This window comes from Pseudomonas sp. MEJ086 (genome assembly GCF_030209025.1).
Taxonomy (GTDB): domain Bacteria; phylum Pseudomonadota; class Gammaproteobacteria; order Pseudomonadales; family Pseudomonadaceae; genus Aquipseudomonas; species Aquipseudomonas fulva_A.
Genome location: NZ_JARVSV010000007.1, coordinates 152,055 through 166,744, shown reverse-complemented (window position 1 = coordinate 166,744; position 14,690 = coordinate 152,055). Strand labels below are relative to the sequence as shown.

The following is a 14,690-nucleotide window of genomic DNA, read 5'->3' as shown; positions in this document are numbered from 1 at the left end:
GGATGCGTCATCGGGCGTTCTCCGTGGTTTTCAGCCACCAGGTGCGCAGCCCCAGCGTGTAGGGCGGCGTGGTGACGAATGCAAAGCGATTGCGGTACGCCAGGCGGTGATAGTCGATGTACCAGTTTGGAATGGTGTAGTACTGCCAGAGCATCACCCGATCCAGGGCGCGGGTAGCGGCCACCTGTTCGTCGCGGCTGCGGGCAGAGAGCAGTTTTTCCAGCAGGGCGTCGACCACCGGGTCGTTGATGCCTGCGTAATTCTTCCCGCCCTTGACGCTGGCCTGGCTGGAGTGGAAGTACAGTGACTGCTCCAGGCCTGGGCTGAGGGTTTGCGGCAGGGTCAGCAATATCATGTCGAATTCGAACTGATCCAGACGTTGCTTGTACTGGGCACGATCCACGGTTCTCAGGTTGGCCTGTATGCCGATGCTCGCGAGGTTTTCGGTAAAGGGCTGAAGGATACGCTCGAGGTTGGGATTGACCAGCAGGATCTCGAAACGCAGCGCCTGTCCCTTGTCGTTCAGCAAGCGTTGGCCAGAGGGTTTCCAGCCAGCGTCGGCCAATAGACCGAGGGCATGGCGCAAGGTTTCGCGGGGGATGCCGCGGCCATCGGTGACCGGCATCTGGAACGGTTCGGTGAACAGCTTCGGCGGCAGTTGTGCACGAAAGGGCGACAGCAGCAGCCATTCTGCTCCTTCCGGCTTGCCCTTGGCAGAGAACTCGCTGTTCGGGTAGTAGCTTGCTGCACGGGTGTAGGAGCTGTTGAAGAGCGTGCGGTTGGTCCACTCGAAATCGAACATCAGGCCCAGGGCTTCACGGACTCGCACGTCTTCGAAAGTGCCACGGCGCGTGTTCATGAACAGCGCTTGAGTCTGAGTAGGGATCTGGTGAGGAATTTCCGCACGTACCACATCGCCACGAGTGACGGCGGGGAAGCGGTAGCTGTTGGCCCAGTTCTTCGCCTGCTGTTCGATGTAGAGGTCGAACTCACCGGCCTTGAAGGCTTCGAAGGCGACATGGCTGTCGCGGTAGAAATCCACCTCGACGCGATCGAAGTTGTACTTGCCGCGGTTGACCGGCAACGAGGCGCCCCACCAGTCCTCGACCCGCTCGAAGCTCAGGCTGCGTCCGGGGTTGACCCGGGTGATTCGATAAGGGCCGCTGCCCAGTGGTGGCTCGAAGGTGGTCGCTTTGAAATCGCGGTCCTTCCAGTAATGCTGCGGCAGCACCGGCAACTCGCCCAGGCGCAGGATCAGCAGCGGATTGTTCGAGCGCTTGAGAACGAAACGCACGCGATGGCGATTGAGGATGTCGACCCGCTTCACTTCCTGCAGGTTGGTGCGGTACTGCGGGTGCCCCTCCTTGAGCAGCAGGCGGTACGAAAAAGCCACGTCGTAGGCGGTAATCGGCTTGCCATCATGGAAGCGTGCCTCCGGACGCAGATTGAACACCACCCAGCTGCGATCCTCGCTGTACTCCACCGACTGGGCGATCAGCCCGTAACTGGACGCGGGTTCATCACCGGAGGGGTCGTACATTCCGGTGCCGACCATCAGCGGCTCGTTCAGTTCGTTCACGCCATATTGCAGAAAGTTGGCCGTGGCGACCGGGCTGGTGCCCTTGAAGGTGTAGGGATTGAGCGTGTCGAAGCTGCCGGATGCCATGATCCGCAAGGTGCCGCCTTTGGGGGCCTCGGGGTTGACCCAGTCGAAGTGGGTGAAGCTGGCTGGATACTTGAGCGCACCGAACTGCGCATACCCGTGGCTTTCGCTGAGCGTTGCCAGGGCCGGGAAGCTGGTGGCCAGGCCGAAAATCAGCGAGAGGAGAGGGCGTCTCAAGTGCAATATCCGGTCCGGGGCGGCAAAGGTCTCCGTACAGTAACAGCTTGTCTGTACAGGAAAAAGACCGGCCCCGGCGGTGTGCATCAAGTGTGTTGCAATGCGCTTCAGTCAGGCAGGCGCAGGGTCAGGACCTGGCCTGGCTTGAGCGCCTTGCCGGTTCTCGGGTTCCAGCTCTGCAGGTTCTTCATCTGCACGTTGAAACGCTTGGCGATCAGGTGCAGCGAATCACCCTTGCGTACCTTGTAGTAGGTCACGTCGTCGCGCTCGGCGCGGGCGACTGCCTGGGTGCTCGCGCCCCCCTGCAGCTTGAGGTCCTGGCCGACGCGCAGGGCGTTGCCCTTGAGCGCGTTCCAGCGTCGGATGTCGGTAACCGAGACATTGTGAGCCTTGGCGATCTGCCACAGGTTGTCACCGTTGCGCACCTGATAACTGCGCGAGGCGATGGCGGTATTGACCGTGCGTTGCGGCGTCGAGTCCGGTGCCGGTTGCGCCGTGCTGGGCAGATTGAGGTGCTGGCCGACGCGCAGGGTGTTGCCGGCGATCTGATTGAGCTCCTTGATACTGGCAACGCTCAGCTCGTAGCGGTTGGCGATGCCGTGCAGGTTATCGCCCGGACGCACCACGTACTCCTGCCAGTTCTGCAGATCCTCGGGCTTGAGAGTCGACAGGTTGGCAGTCAGCAGTTCGACTTTCTGCGTCGGCACCAGCAGATGCTGTGGGCCGTCGACGGTGATGCGCTTCTTGAAGGCCGGGTTGAGCAGGTAAAGCTCGTCTTCATCGACTTCGGCGAGTGCGGCGACTCGGGAAAGATCCATGCGCTGCTTGAGCTCCACCTCCTCGAAGTAGGGTTCGTTGGCGATCGGGCTCAGGCTCACGCCGTAAGCGTTGGGTGCCATGATCACCTGAGAAAGGGCAAGCAGCTTGGGCACGTAATTCTGGGTTTCCTGAGGCAGCGACAGGTTCCAGTAATCGGTGGGCAAGCCAAGCTTCTGGTTGCGCTCGATGGCCCGGCTGACTCGACCTTCACCGGCGTTGTAGGCAGCCAGGGCCAGCAGCCAGTCACCGTTGAACATCTCGTGCAGGCGGGCCAGGTAGTTCATGGCGGCCTGGGTGGATGCCGTGACGTCGCGACGGCCGTCGTACCAGCTGGTCTGGCGCAGGTTGAAGTTGCGCCCCGTGGAGGGGATGAACTGCCACAGACCCACCGCATCGGCTGGGGAATAGGCGAAGGGGTTGTAAGCGCTTTCGATCATCGGCAGCAGCGCCAGCTCCATCGGCATGTTGCGCTCCTGCAGGCGCTCGACGATGTAATGGATGTAGGGACTGCTGCGCTCGCCGGATTTCTCGACGAACGACGGGTTGCTGGCAAACCACAGGCGTTGTTGCTCGATACGCGGGTTGACGCCGATGTTGTCCTGCAACTGATAACCCGCGCGTACCCGCTCCCAGATGTCCTTGGGCTGCTCGGCCTGGGCCGATCCATTGATCCAAAGGGGCTCATGCGGCGTTCTGCCGCTCAAATCGACCGCTGGGGCTGAGTCAACGTTCTGTTGATCCAGGCTCTGGCAGCCGCTGAGAACGGCACAGATGGCCACGGCGAGCGCCGGGTAGCGCAAGGCCAATGCCTTTGAATTCAATGAGTTACAAGGTTGCGAAGGCATTGGTTGGTGGGGGCGTCCTGGATCGAAAGTCGGGGGATTCTAGAAACCGATCCAGGGGTGGTCAAGTTTTGACCAGAATTTTGCGGCTCAGTCGGCGCTTCAGAAGCGATCCTTCCAGGCGCGCAACGCGGCGAAAACCTCGGCCTCGCTGTCGATCGGGCGACCCTCGCGGCTGGCGATCATTTCTTTAACCGATGTTTCAGCGCCGCGCAGAAAGGGGTTGGTCGCCCGTTCCAGTTCCAGCAAGGAAGGCAGGCTGATACGACCCTGCTCACGCCATTCGGTGACCTGTTGCAGGCGTTCGGAGATCGCCGGATTCTCGGGTTCGACCGCGTGGGCGAAGCGCAGGTTGCTCAGGGTGTATTCGTGGGCGCAGTAGATCAGGGTGTCATCCGGCAATGCGGCGAGGCGTTGCAGCGAATGGTGCATCTGCGCTGGCGTTCCTTCGAACAGCCGGCCACAGCCTGCCGCGAACAGGGTGTCGCCACTGAACAGCCAGTGATGGTCGCCCTGGTAGAAGGCAATGTGGCCAAGGGTATGGCCCGGTACGTCGATCACCTGAAAGCAGAGGCCAAGCACTTCTATACATTCGCCATCGACCAGCGCCTGGTCGCGGGCGGGGATGTTTTCCCTGGCAGGGCCATAGACGCGGGCACCGCTGTCACGGCGCAATTGCTCGACGCCGCCAACATGGTCGGGGTGATGGTGGGTGATCAGGATGTCGCTCAAGGTCCAGTCGGGATGAGCGTGCAGCCAGGCCTGCACGGGCGCGGCATCACCGGGGTCGACCACGGCGACACGCTTGCGCGGCTCATCCTGGAGCAGCCAGATGTAATTGTCCGAGAATGCACTCAGGGCTTCGATCTTGATCATCAGGTGGTCGCCAAGTTGGGGACAAAGGTGCATCTTAGGTGTCATTGTTGAAGATGGCCATGCAGGTGATCCCTATGAACAAGAGTCCGTGAGCAAGCGTCCATGAGCGACAATCCCTTTGCCCAGGCCGATGCCGATTGGCTCCAGCTGATCGGTGCTGCCCGAGAATGGTTCACCAGCCCGCTGGGGCGTCTGCTGCTGGAGCAGGAGCAGCGCCTGCTCGATGAAGAACTGGCACGCTTCTTCGGCGGCTATCTGGTGCATTACGGCCCCTGTGCCGAAACCGCCATCGAAACCCAGCAGATTCAGCGCAGCGTGCGCCTTGGTGCGCCATTCGCGGGGGTCGAGATCGTCTGCGAGGAACAGTCCTGGCCGCTGGTCGAGCATGCCGCCGATGTGGTGGTGCTGCAGCACGGTCTGGATTTCTGCCAGTCACCCCATGGGCTGCTACGCGAAGCTGCACGCAGCGTGCGCCCTGGCGGCCATCTGCTGGTGGTGGGGATCAACCCGCTGAGTGCCTGGGGAGTACGCCATCTGTTCGCCCATGACATCCTCCACGACGCGCGCTGCATCGCTCCCAGGCGCCTTGGCGACTGGCTCAACCTGCTTGGCTTCGCGCTGGAGAAACGGCGCTTCGGATGTTATCGTCCGCCGCTTGCTTCCGCTGCCTGGCAGGCTCGGCTAGCCCCTCTGGAACGCTGGGGCGGAGCCTGGCAGTCGCCGGGTGGCGGTTTTTACGTATTGGTAGCGCGCAAGCTGGTGGTCGGCCTGCGCCCGCTGCGCCAGTCCCGTCGCGAGCCGATGGGCAAGCTGGTGCCCATGCCGGTAGCCAAGGTCAGCCGTCGCGATAGCGACGCGCCCTGAGCGCTGTTGCATTCTCGAATCAGACCATAGATAGAAAGGCGCTGAATGTCCGAACAAGTTGAGCTTTACACCGACGGTGCCTGCAAGGGCAATCCCGGCGTCGGTGGCTGGGGCGCATTGCTGGTGTTCCAGGGTGTGGAGAAGGAGTTGTGGGGCGGTGAAGCCGTGACCACCAACAACCGCATGGAATTGATGGGCGCGATCCGCGGCCTGGCCGAACTGAAGCGCCCCTGTGACGTACGCCTGGTCACCGACTCGCAGTACGTCATGAAGGGCATTCAGGAATGGATGCCCAACTGGAAGAAGCGTGGCTGGAAAACCGCCGCGAAAGAGCCGGTGAAGAATGCCGACCTGTGGCAGCAACTCGACGAGCAGGTGAACCGGCACAACGTGACCTGGCAATGGGTGCGCGGCCACATCGGCCACCCCGGCAATGAACGTGCGGACCAACTGGCCAACCGCGGCGTCGAAGACATCAGGAGCATGAAGCGTGCGTAGAGTCGTACTGGATACTGAAACCACCGGTATGCCGGTCAGCGATGGCCACCGGGTCATCGAGATCGGCTGCGTCGAGGTCGAGGGTCGCCGCCTGACCGGACGCCACTTCCATGTATACCTGCAGCCGGATCGCGAGATCGACGAAGGCGCCATCGCGGTTCACGGCATCACCAGCGAAGACCTCAAGGACAAGCCGCGCTTCAAGGAAGTCGCCGACGAGTTCTACGAGTTCATCAAGGGCGCGCAGCTGATCATCCACAACGCGCCGTTCGACGTGGGCTTCCTCAATAACGAGTTCGCCCTGATCGGTCAGCACGATCGCGCCGATCTGGCCTCCTACTGCGACGTGCTCGACAGCCTGCAAATGGCCCGCGAGCGTCATCCGGGGCAGCGCAACAGCCTCGATGCGCTGTGCAAGCGCTATGGCGTCGACAACTCCGGCCGCGAACTGCACGGCGCCTTGCTCGACTCGGAGATTCTCGCCGACGTCTACCTGGCGATGACCGGTGGGCAGACCAACCTGTCCCTGGCGGGTGATGGTTCCGAAGGCGACGGCAATGGCCGTCAGCAGCCGACGCCGATCCGTCGCCTACCGGCCGACCGTGCTCGGGGGGCGGTGATCGCCGCCAGCGCCGACGACCTTGCCGCACATGTCGCACGACTGGCCGCCATCGAGAAATCCGCTGGTGCGCCGGCCGTATGGGCGCAGATGGAGCAGGACACTTCCGCCTCCTGAGCGGCGAATTGCGACCTTTTCGTATAGCCGCGCCCGCGAGGGGTTCCGTCCTTTCCGGCGAGCCTCTACCCTGAGGGCACAGCGGGCCAATCCCGTGTGACCTCAGGTGTTGCTGATGTACAAAGACCTCAAGTTCCCCGTACTCATCGTTCATCGTGATATCAAGGCCGATACCGTGGCCGGCGAGCGGGTACGGGCCATCGCCCAGGAACTGGAGCAGGACGGTTTCACCATCCTCTCCACCGCCAGCTCGGCGGAAGGGCACATCGTCGCCTCGACCCATCATGGCCTGGCCTGCATCCTCGTTGCCGCCGAGGGCGCCGGGGAAAATCGCCATCTGCTTCAGGACATGGTCGCGCTGATCCGCATCGCCCGTCGGCGTGCGCCACAGTTGCCGATCTTCGCGCTCGGCGAGCAGGTCACCATCGAAAATGCACCGGCCGAAGCCATGGCTGACCTCAACCAGCTGCGCGGCATTCTCTATCTGTTCGAAGACACCGTGCCGTTTCTGGCCCGCCAGGTGGCACGTGCTGCCCGTAATTACCTCGATGGCCTGCTGCCACCGTTCTTCAAGGCCCTGGTGCAGCACACCTCGCAGTCCAATTATTCCTGGCACACACCGGGCCATGGTGGTGGCGTGGCCTATCGCAAGAGCCCGGTCGGGCAGGCCTTTCACCAGTTCTTCGGGGAGAACACCCTGCGCTCCGACCTTTCGGTGTCGGTGCCCGAGCTGGGGTCGCTGCTCGATCACACCGGCCCGCTGGCCGCCGCCGAAGAGCGGGCCGCCCGCAATTTCGGCGCCGATCACACCTACTTCGTGATCAACGGCACCTCGACCGCCAACAAGATCGTCTGGCACTCGATGGTCGGCCGCGATGACCTGGTGCTGGTCGATCGCAACTGTCACAAGTCGATTCTCCACGCGATCATCATGACCGGCGCCATTCCGCTGTACCTGTCGCCGGAACGTAACGAGCTGGGCATCATCGGGCCGATTCCGCTGAGCGAGTTCTCCCGCGAGTCGATCCAGGCCAAGATCGATGCCAGCCCGCTGGCTCGGGGCCGTGCGCCCAGGGTCAAGCTGGCGGTGGTGACCAACTCGACCTACGACGGCTTGTGTTACAACGCCGAGCTGATCAAGCGCACCCTGGGCGATTCGGTGGAGGTTCTGCACTTCGACGAAGCCTGGTATGCCTACGCCGCCTTCCACGAGTTCTATGCCGGTCGCTACGGTATGGGCACCACCCGTGAGGCGGGTGGGCCCATGGTGTTCACCACCCATTCGACTCACAAGCTATTGGCGGCCTTCAGTCAGGCGTCGATGATTCACGTGCAGGATGGTGGCGTGCGCAAGCTCGACCGTGACCGCTTCAACGAAGCGTTCATGATGCATATCTCCACGTCGCCGCAGTACGGCATCATTGCCTCGCTGGACGTGGCCTCGGCGATGATGGAAGGGCCGGCCGGGCGCTCGCTGATCCAGGAAACCTTCGACGAAGCCCTGAGTTTCCGTCGCGCGCTGGCCAACCTCGGTCAGAGTTTGAGCAGCGAGGACTGGTGGTTCAGCATCTGGCAGCCGCCGCAGACCGAAGGTGCCGACGACGTGTCGACGCCCGACTGGCTGCTGCAGCCCGAGGCCGACTGGCACGGTTTCGGCGATGTGGCCGAGGATTACGTGCTGCTCGACCCGATCAAGGTGACGCTGGTGATGCCAGGACTGACCGCAGGCGGTCGTCTCGACGAGCGTGGTATTCCTGCCGCGGTGGTCAGCAAGTTTCTCTGGGAGCGTGGCCTGGTGGTCGAAAAGACGGGGCTGTATTCGTTCCTCGTGCTGTTCTCCATGGGGATCACCAAGGGCAAATGGAGCACCCTGCTGACCGAGTTGCTGGAATTCAAGCGCAGCTATGACGCCAACCTGCCGTTGAGCGCCGTGTTGCCGTCCATCGCCCGGGAAGGCGCAGGCCGCTATCAGGGCATGGGCCTGCGTGATCTGTGCGACGCCTTGCACGACTGCTACCGGGAAAACGCCACCGCCAAATCTCTCAAGCGTATGTACACCGTGTTGCCGCAGATTGCCCTGAAGCCCGCCGATGCCTATAACCAGTTGGTACGTGGCGAGGTCGAGGAGGTGCTGGTCGACGACGTGCAGGGGCGCATCGCTGCAGTGATGCTGGTGCCTTATCCGCCGGGTATTCCGCTGATCATGCCGGGTGAGCGATTCACCACGGAAACCCGCTCGATCATCGATTACCTGCGCTTCGCACAGGCCTTCGAGCAGCGCTTCCCGGGTTTCGACGCCGATGTGCATGGGCTGCAGCGTCACGAGGGCGAGCAGGGCAGTTATTACACCGTGGATTGCATCATCGAGGCATGAACCGGGCGCAGCCGTCATGCTGAAACACCCGCTTGGGCCAGGCGTGCTCCACGTCACACCGGGCGTGATCGACTTTCAGGCGCTGCTTGCTATAGTTGCCCGGTTTGCAAGCAGCTGCCTTGGCGGCGCTCTCAGAGCCGCTGACAAGAATCCGTTCAACGTACCCCGGGCGCCCAGCGCCGTCTGCCGAGGATGACTGCAATGCCCGAATATCAGGCCTTTCGTGTCGAGCTGCTGGACAAGGTCGCCCACGTGGTGATCAACCGCCCCGACAAGATCAATGCGATGAATGCCGCCTTCTGGACGGAGATCATCGAGATCTTCCGCTGGATCGACGAGACCGACGAAATTCGAGCTGTGGTGTTGTCCGGTGCCGGCAAGCACTTCTCCTCGGGCATCGATCTCAGCCTGCTGGCCCAGGTCGGCACGCAGCTGGGCAAGGACCCCGGCCGTAACGCGCGGACGCTGCGACGCAAGATTCTCGACCTGCAGGCCTCGTTCAATGCCGTCGACGGCTGCAGCAAGCCGGTGTTGGCCGCCATTCACGGTTATTGCCTGGGCGGCGCGGTCGATCTGGTGTCGGCCTGCGACATGCGTTACTGCGCCGAGGATGCCCAGTTCGCCATCAAGGAGATCGATATCGGCATGGCCGCCGACGTCGGCACCCTGCAGCGTCTGCCACGGATCATCGGTGATGGCATGCTGCGCGAGCTGGCGTTCACCGGGCGTAGCGTGGGCGCGGCAGAGGCCCGGGAGATTGGCCTGGTCAACCAGGTATACGGCGATTTCGACGCATTGCTCGCCGGGGTGATGGACATTGCGCGCGTGATCGCCGCAAAATCGCCGGTTGCCGTGCGCGGCACCAAGGAAATGATCCGCTATATGCGCGATCATCGCGTCGACGACGGCCTCGAATACGTCGCCACCTGGAATGCTGCCATGTTGCAATCCGCTGACCTGCGTGTGGCCATGGCGGCCCATATGAACAAGCAGAACCCCGAGTTCGCTGATTGATTGCGGTTCTATCACCTGTGCGGGAGGCACAATAGCGAATGGTTTCTGGAGCATCGTCACTGGGGCTGGTTCGCGACGAACTGTTCGCCACGATCGAAGAGGCCGAAGCGAGCCTCGAACAGTTCATCGTCGAGCGTAATAACGGCAGCTTGCTGCAACAGGCCGTGGACAACCTGCAACAGGTGCGTGGCACGCTCAACCTGATCGAGCTCACCGGTGCCGAGCTGCTGGCCCAGGAAGTGCTCGACCAGGCCACAGACATTCCCGCTGGTGTGGGCCCTGAACGTGACGCCCAGTTGGCGGCGCTGAGCAATGCTCTGCATGTGCTGCGTCGGTATCTGGAAGGCCTTGACGCGCATCGCCAGGAAATGCCCGAACTGCTGCTGCCGGCGATCAACGATCTGCGCCACGCCTGCAAGCAGCCGCCGCTACCGGAGAGCTTCTTCTTCAGCGTACGCCTCGACCAGGCCAGGCCGCGCATGGTGCCGCCTGCGCTGGACGCAGCCGCCAAGGAAAACGAAGGCCGCCGCCTGCGACAGATGTACCAGGTCGGTTTGCTTGGCTTCATCCGCGAACAGAACCCGGCCGCCAGCATGCGCCTGATGGGCCGCGCGATGAGCCGCCTTGACGGGCTGTTCGCCAACGAACCGCGCGGTCGTCTGTGCTGGCTGGGGGCGGCTGCCCTGGAGGCTCAGAACGATGGTCAGCTGTTGCCGCGCAAATCGCGCAAGCAGCTGTTCTCGCGGATCGACCGCGAATTGCGGCAGATCCTCGCCAACGGTGCCTACGAACCGCCGCGCAGCCTGCTCAAGGAGTTGCTCTACCTGGTCGCGTTGTCCGGCGGCCAAGGGGCACTGGCAGCCGAGGTGCGCGAGTTGTTCGGCATCACTCCGTTGCCGTTCACCGATCACCTGCTGGAAGAGGAATATCAACGGCTATCCGGGCCCGGCAAGGCGGTCATGCGTTCGCTCAGCTCGGCCATCCGTGAAGAGCTGGCCAGCGTCAAGGACCTGCTCGATCTGATCGAGCGCGGTACGTTGCAGGGTGACGGGCTGAGCAGCTTGCATGCGCTGCTGGGCAAGCTGAGCAAGACCCTCGCCATGGTCGGCCTCAGCTCCGCAGGCAACTCCCTGGCCAACCAGTTGCCAACTGTCGCTGCCTGGTGCGAAGGCGCTGCGGCCCAGCCGGACGAATTGATCACCCTGGCCGATGCCGTGCTCTATGTCGAAGGGATGGTGGCCACCCTCGAACGTGGCGAGCGAGTGGTCACGCCACGGCCGGAGCCAGAAGTATGCACCTTCGCGCAGCATCAGCTCTTCGAAGCGCGCATCGTGGTGCTGGACGAGGCGCGTGCCGGTCTCGCCCTGGCCAAGCGTGCGATCACTGCCTACCTCGAAGCCGCCGGTGATCGCATGCACCTGGCCAACGTGCCGTTCAGCCTGCAGGCGGTTCGCGGCGGCCTGTGGTTCCTCGGCCAGGAACGCGCTGCGGCCTTGGTGGGTGCCTGTGCCGACTACATCCAGACGCAGATGCTCGATGCCGAGCAGATGCCTGCCGAAACACGCCTGGAGGTGCTCGCCGACGCGCTGAGCAGCCTCGAATACTACCTGGAAGCCGACAACGGTCTGGCGCAGCCAAGCGTGCTGGATCTGGCCACGGAAAGCGTGCGCGCCCTGGGTCAGCCGGTGGCCGCCTGATGCGTTCGGGCTGGGTTCCTCAACTGTTGGATTGCCGGCAGCCTGGCGGCCTGGTGCTGGCACACCATCGCCAGCATTTTCTGGGCGACGCCCATGGCCTGCTGTTTCCCCGTGACTGGCTGAAGAGTCAGAGCCTGCCGGTGATCGCCGAGCATGGTCTCGGCCATTTTCGCGGTGAGCCGCTCTACCTCCTCGAGCTCGATGGCAAGGCGGAGCTGCCGGGGTGCAGTTGGCAGGGCCTGCGCCAGGTCATGCTCGAAGGCGACGCCGAGTTGTTCCAGATGCTCGGCTATGCGGCGCAGATCGGCACCTGGGCCAGTGACAACCGGTTCTGTGGTGGCTGTGCCACGGCCATGCAATCCGTCGCTGGCGAGCGGGCCATGCACTGCCCGCGCTGCAACCTTCGTCAGTACCCGCGTTTGTCGCCGAGCATGATCGTGCTGGTCACGCGCGGTGACCAGGTCTTGCTGGCGCGCTCACCGCGCTTCGTCACCGGCGTGTACAGCACCCTGGCCGGCTTCGTCGAACCCGGCGAGTCGGTGGAGCAGTGCGTCGCCCGGGAAGTGCGCGAAGAGGTGGGTGTGGAGGTGTGCGACATCGAGTACCAGGGCAGCCAGAACTGGCCGTTTCCGCACTCGCTGATGCTCGGCTTCCATGCTCGCTATGCCAGTGGCGAGATCGTCAGACAGGAGGAGGAGATCGAGGACGCGCAATGGTTCTCGGTGCATGAGCTGCCACCATTACCGGCGTCTCGGTCCATCGCTCGATACCTGATCGATCTGTATGTGGCGCGCCGCTTAGGCCGCGCTGAACCAGTTCTGCCAGACTAGCCGCGTAGTCAGCCCCAGAACCACCAGAATGAACACCGGGCGGATGAACCGGGAGCCGCCGCCTATGGCGGTGCGCGCGCCGAGAAAGGCGCCGGCCATCAGCGAGAAGCCCATGCACAGCCCCAGCACCCAGGCTACCTGACCCGCCGCGATGAACACCGCCAGCGCACAGGCATTGCTGATGAAGTTCATCGAGCGCGCCACGCCGCTCGCGCGGACCAGATCCAGCGGGTACATCAGCAGCGTACTGACCGTCCAGAAGGCACCGGTTCCGGGGCCGGCCACGCCGTCGTAGAAACCCAGGGTCAGGCTCTGCGGCCACTGGCGTTTTTTAGCGATCGGCAGGTCGGCGTCCAGCGGAGCGCTGGGGGTCTTGCCGAACAGCAGATAGAGGCCGCAGGCGAACACCACCACCGGCAGCATCTTGTTGATCCACTCCGCGGGCATCCAGTGCACCAGCACGGCACCGGCAATGGCGCCGATGGCCGTGCCGATCATCGCGTTGCGCCACTTGGCCGGGGTGAACAGCTTGCGCCGATAGAAGGTATAGCCCGCAGTACCGGAGCCGAAGGTCGCACAGAGTTTGCTGGTTCCCAGCACCAGGTGCGGTGGCATGCCGGTGGTGAGCAGCGCGGGAATGGTCAGCAGGCCGCCGCCCCCGGCGATGGCGTCGATGAATCCGGCGATGAAGGCAACCAGGGCGAGCAGCAGCAACGTCGTGGGATCGACGGCCATTTCGAACGGGAGGGACATAAAAGGCGACCTGTATCCGATTGTGCGGTGTCGGCGCTATTCGCATGCGAATGCGCTGCGCATAATGCCGACATTTTCACGTACAAGGAATTGATTCCATGCAGTACAACGGTCTTGCCTGGGCGACGGCTCTGCTGGCGTTGCTGGTGCTCTTCGTCGCGGTGCGTATCCTGTTCGGCGGGCGCTGGTTCCTGGCCTGGCTACGCGGCACCTGCGGGCTGGTATTTCTGCTCGCCGCAGTGCTGGTCGGGCTGGTGGCCTACGACCTGAGCCGTTACGAACCATGGCCGGCGGACAAGCCACTGCTGACCCTGAGTTTTCATCGTGCGGGCAATGTCTATCAGGTCGATATCACCGAGGGCGCTGCCCAGCGCAGCGTCAATCTGGAGGGCGACCTGTGGCAGCTGGATGCGCGCCTGTTGCAATGGAAGGGGCTGGCGGACCTGATCGGCCTCGAGCCGGGCTATCGCCTGGAGAAGCTCAACAGCCGTTTCCTGGCCATCGAGCAGCAGAGCCAGGCTCGCTACACCCAGGTGGAGCTGACCCAGAGCCTGTATGGCGTCGATCTGTGGCGCTGGCTGCGCCTGGGCCAGCATGATCTGTTCATGTTCGATGCCCAGGCCCGCCGTGTAACCTATCTGCCGATGGCCGATGGGGCGGTATTCAACATCAGCCTGACGCCTACCGGGTTGCTGGCCCAGCCGATGAATCAGGCCGCCCACCAGGCGCTGCAGGACTGGCAGTAGGGCGCGTAGCCTCAGGACAGGAAGCCACCGTCGACATTCAGCGACACCCCGGTGGTGTAACTCGACGCGTCGCTGGCCAGGTAGAGCACCGCGCCGGCCATTTCGCTCGGGTCGGCGACGCGCTTGAGCGGAATGCGCTGCAGGGCGAAGTTGAGGATCGCCTCGTTCTTGGTCAGCGCCGAGGCGAAGCGGGTATCGGTGAGCCCGGGGAGCAGGGCGTTGCAACGGATGCCGAACTGCGCGCATTCCTTGGCGAACACCTTGGTCATGCTGATAACGGCAGCCTTGGTGACCGAATAGATGCCCTGGAACTCACCCGGTGATACGCCGTTGATCGATGCCACGTTGATGATGCTGCCGCCGCCGCTTTCCTTCATCAGCTTGCCGCCTTCGATGGACATGAAGTAGTAGCCACGGATATTCACGTCGACCGTCTTCTGGAAGGCGCCGAGATCGGTATCCAGCACGTTGCAGAACTGCGGGTTGGTCGCGGCGTTGTTGACCAGAATGTCGAGGCGGCCGAAACGCTCGCGGATTTGTGCGAATACCGCCTGGATCTGCTCCATCTCGCCAATGTGGCAAGCCATCGCCACTGCCTTGCCACCTTTGGCAATGATGGCATCCGCCACCGTCTGGCAGTCGTCCAGCTTGCGGCTGGCGACGATCACCTGGGCGCCTTGCTGGGCCAGCAGATGGGCGATCGCTTCACCGATCCCGCGGCTGGCACCGGATACGAAGGCGATCTTGCCATCGAGGTCGAACAACTGGGTCTTGGACATGTGAGCCTCTCTGAATGGGTGA

At 63.1% G+C, this 14,690-nt stretch carries 13 protein-coding genes; 8 read left to right on the top strand and 5 right to left on the bottom strand.

What is annotated here, in order from left to right; genetic code table 11:
• Positions 1-7: 7 nt before the first annotated feature.
• From QRN22_RS04940 to gloB, 3 genes are all read right to left on the bottom strand, one after another.
• Positions 8-1,840, bottom strand: coding sequence for an extracellular solute-binding protein (locus QRN22_RS04940; RefSeq protein ID WP_042552583.1), 1,833 nt, complete (start codon positions 1,838-1,840; stop codon positions 8-10).
• Between the two features lie 107 nt (positions 1,841-1,947).
• Positions 1,948-3,504 carry a LysM peptidoglycan-binding domain-containing protein gene (locus tag QRN22_RS04935; protein WP_042552584.1) on the bottom strand — a complete coding sequence of 519 codons (1,557 nt, stop codon included), beginning with the start codon at positions 3,502-3,504 and terminating at the stop codon, positions 1,948-1,950.
• 99 nt (positions 3,505-3,603) lie between these two features.
• Positions 3,604-4,377 carry a hydroxyacylglutathione hydrolase gene (gloB, locus tag QRN22_RS04930; RefSeq protein ID WP_042552585.1) on the bottom strand — a complete coding sequence of 258 codons (774 nt, stop codon included), beginning with the start codon at positions 4,375-4,377 and terminating at the stop codon, positions 3,604-3,606.
• Positions 4,378-4,479: 102 nt separating this feature from the next.
• Between gloB and QRN22_RS04925 the strand changes: the two genes are divergently transcribed.
• From QRN22_RS04925 to nudC, 7 genes are all read left to right on the top strand, one after another.
• On the top strand, positions 4,480-5,241 hold the full coding sequence (locus tag QRN22_RS04925; protein WP_042552586.1) for a class I SAM-dependent methyltransferase: 762 nt from the start codon (positions 4,480-4,482) through the stop codon (positions 5,239-5,241).
• Between the two features lie 45 nt (positions 5,242-5,286).
• The gene (gene rnhA, locus QRN22_RS04920; protein ID WP_042552587.1) at positions 5,287-5,739 is read left to right on the top strand and encodes a ribonuclease HI; all 453 of its coding nucleotides are present in this window, start codon (positions 5,287-5,289) and stop codon (positions 5,737-5,739) included.
• Positions 5,732-6,475 (top strand): DNA polymerase III subunit epsilon, encoded by a 744-nt coding sequence (gene dnaQ / locus QRN22_RS04915; protein WP_082045724.1) that lies wholly within the window; start codon positions 5,732-5,734, stop codon positions 6,473-6,475. The genes rnhA and dnaQ overlap by 8 nt, the downstream gene beginning before the upstream one ends.
• Before the next feature lie 115 nt (positions 6,476-6,590).
• The gene (locus QRN22_RS04910) at positions 6,591-8,849 is read left to right on the top strand and encodes an Orn/Lys/Arg family decarboxylase (protein ID WP_042552588.1); all 2,259 of its coding nucleotides are present in this window, start codon (positions 6,591-6,593) and stop codon (positions 8,847-8,849) included.
• Positions 8,850-9,050: 201 nt separating this feature from the next.
• Positions 9,051-9,863, top strand: coding sequence for a crotonase/enoyl-CoA hydratase family protein (locus tag QRN22_RS04905; protein ID WP_042552589.1), 813 nt, complete (start codon positions 9,051-9,053; stop codon positions 9,861-9,863).
• 38 nt (positions 9,864-9,901) lie between these two features.
• Positions 9,902-11,560, top strand: coding sequence for a FimL-related protein (locus QRN22_RS04900; RefSeq protein ID WP_042552590.1), 1,659 nt, complete (start codon positions 9,902-9,904; stop codon positions 11,558-11,560).
• Entirely contained in the window at positions 11,560-12,390 is an 831-nt protein-coding gene (gene nudC, locus QRN22_RS04895) for an NAD(+) diphosphatase (protein WP_042552591.1), read from the top strand. The genes QRN22_RS04900 and nudC overlap by 1 nt, the downstream gene beginning before the upstream one ends.
• Here the strand turns inward: nudC and QRN22_RS04890 are convergent.
• Positions 12,358-13,143 (bottom strand): TSUP family transporter, encoded by a 786-nt coding sequence (locus tag QRN22_RS04890; protein WP_042552592.1) that lies wholly within the window; start codon positions 13,141-13,143, stop codon positions 12,358-12,360. The genes nudC and QRN22_RS04890 overlap by 33 nt on opposite strands.
• 98 nt (positions 13,144-13,241) lie before the next feature.
• Here QRN22_RS04890 and QRN22_RS04885 point away from each other — a divergent pair, with 98 nt between their 5' ends.
• Entirely contained in the window at positions 13,242-13,889 is a 648-nt protein-coding gene (locus tag QRN22_RS04885) for a hypothetical protein (RefSeq protein ID WP_042552593.1), read from the top strand.
• Positions 13,890-13,900: 11 nt separating this feature from the next.
• Here the strand turns inward: QRN22_RS04885 and QRN22_RS04880 are convergent, their stop codons facing one another.
• The gene (locus QRN22_RS04880; RefSeq protein WP_042552594.1) at positions 13,901-14,668 is read right to left on the bottom strand and encodes an SDR family oxidoreductase; all 768 of its coding nucleotides are present in this window, start codon (positions 14,666-14,668) and stop codon (positions 13,901-13,903) included.
• Positions 14,669-14,690: the final 22 nt, after the last annotated feature.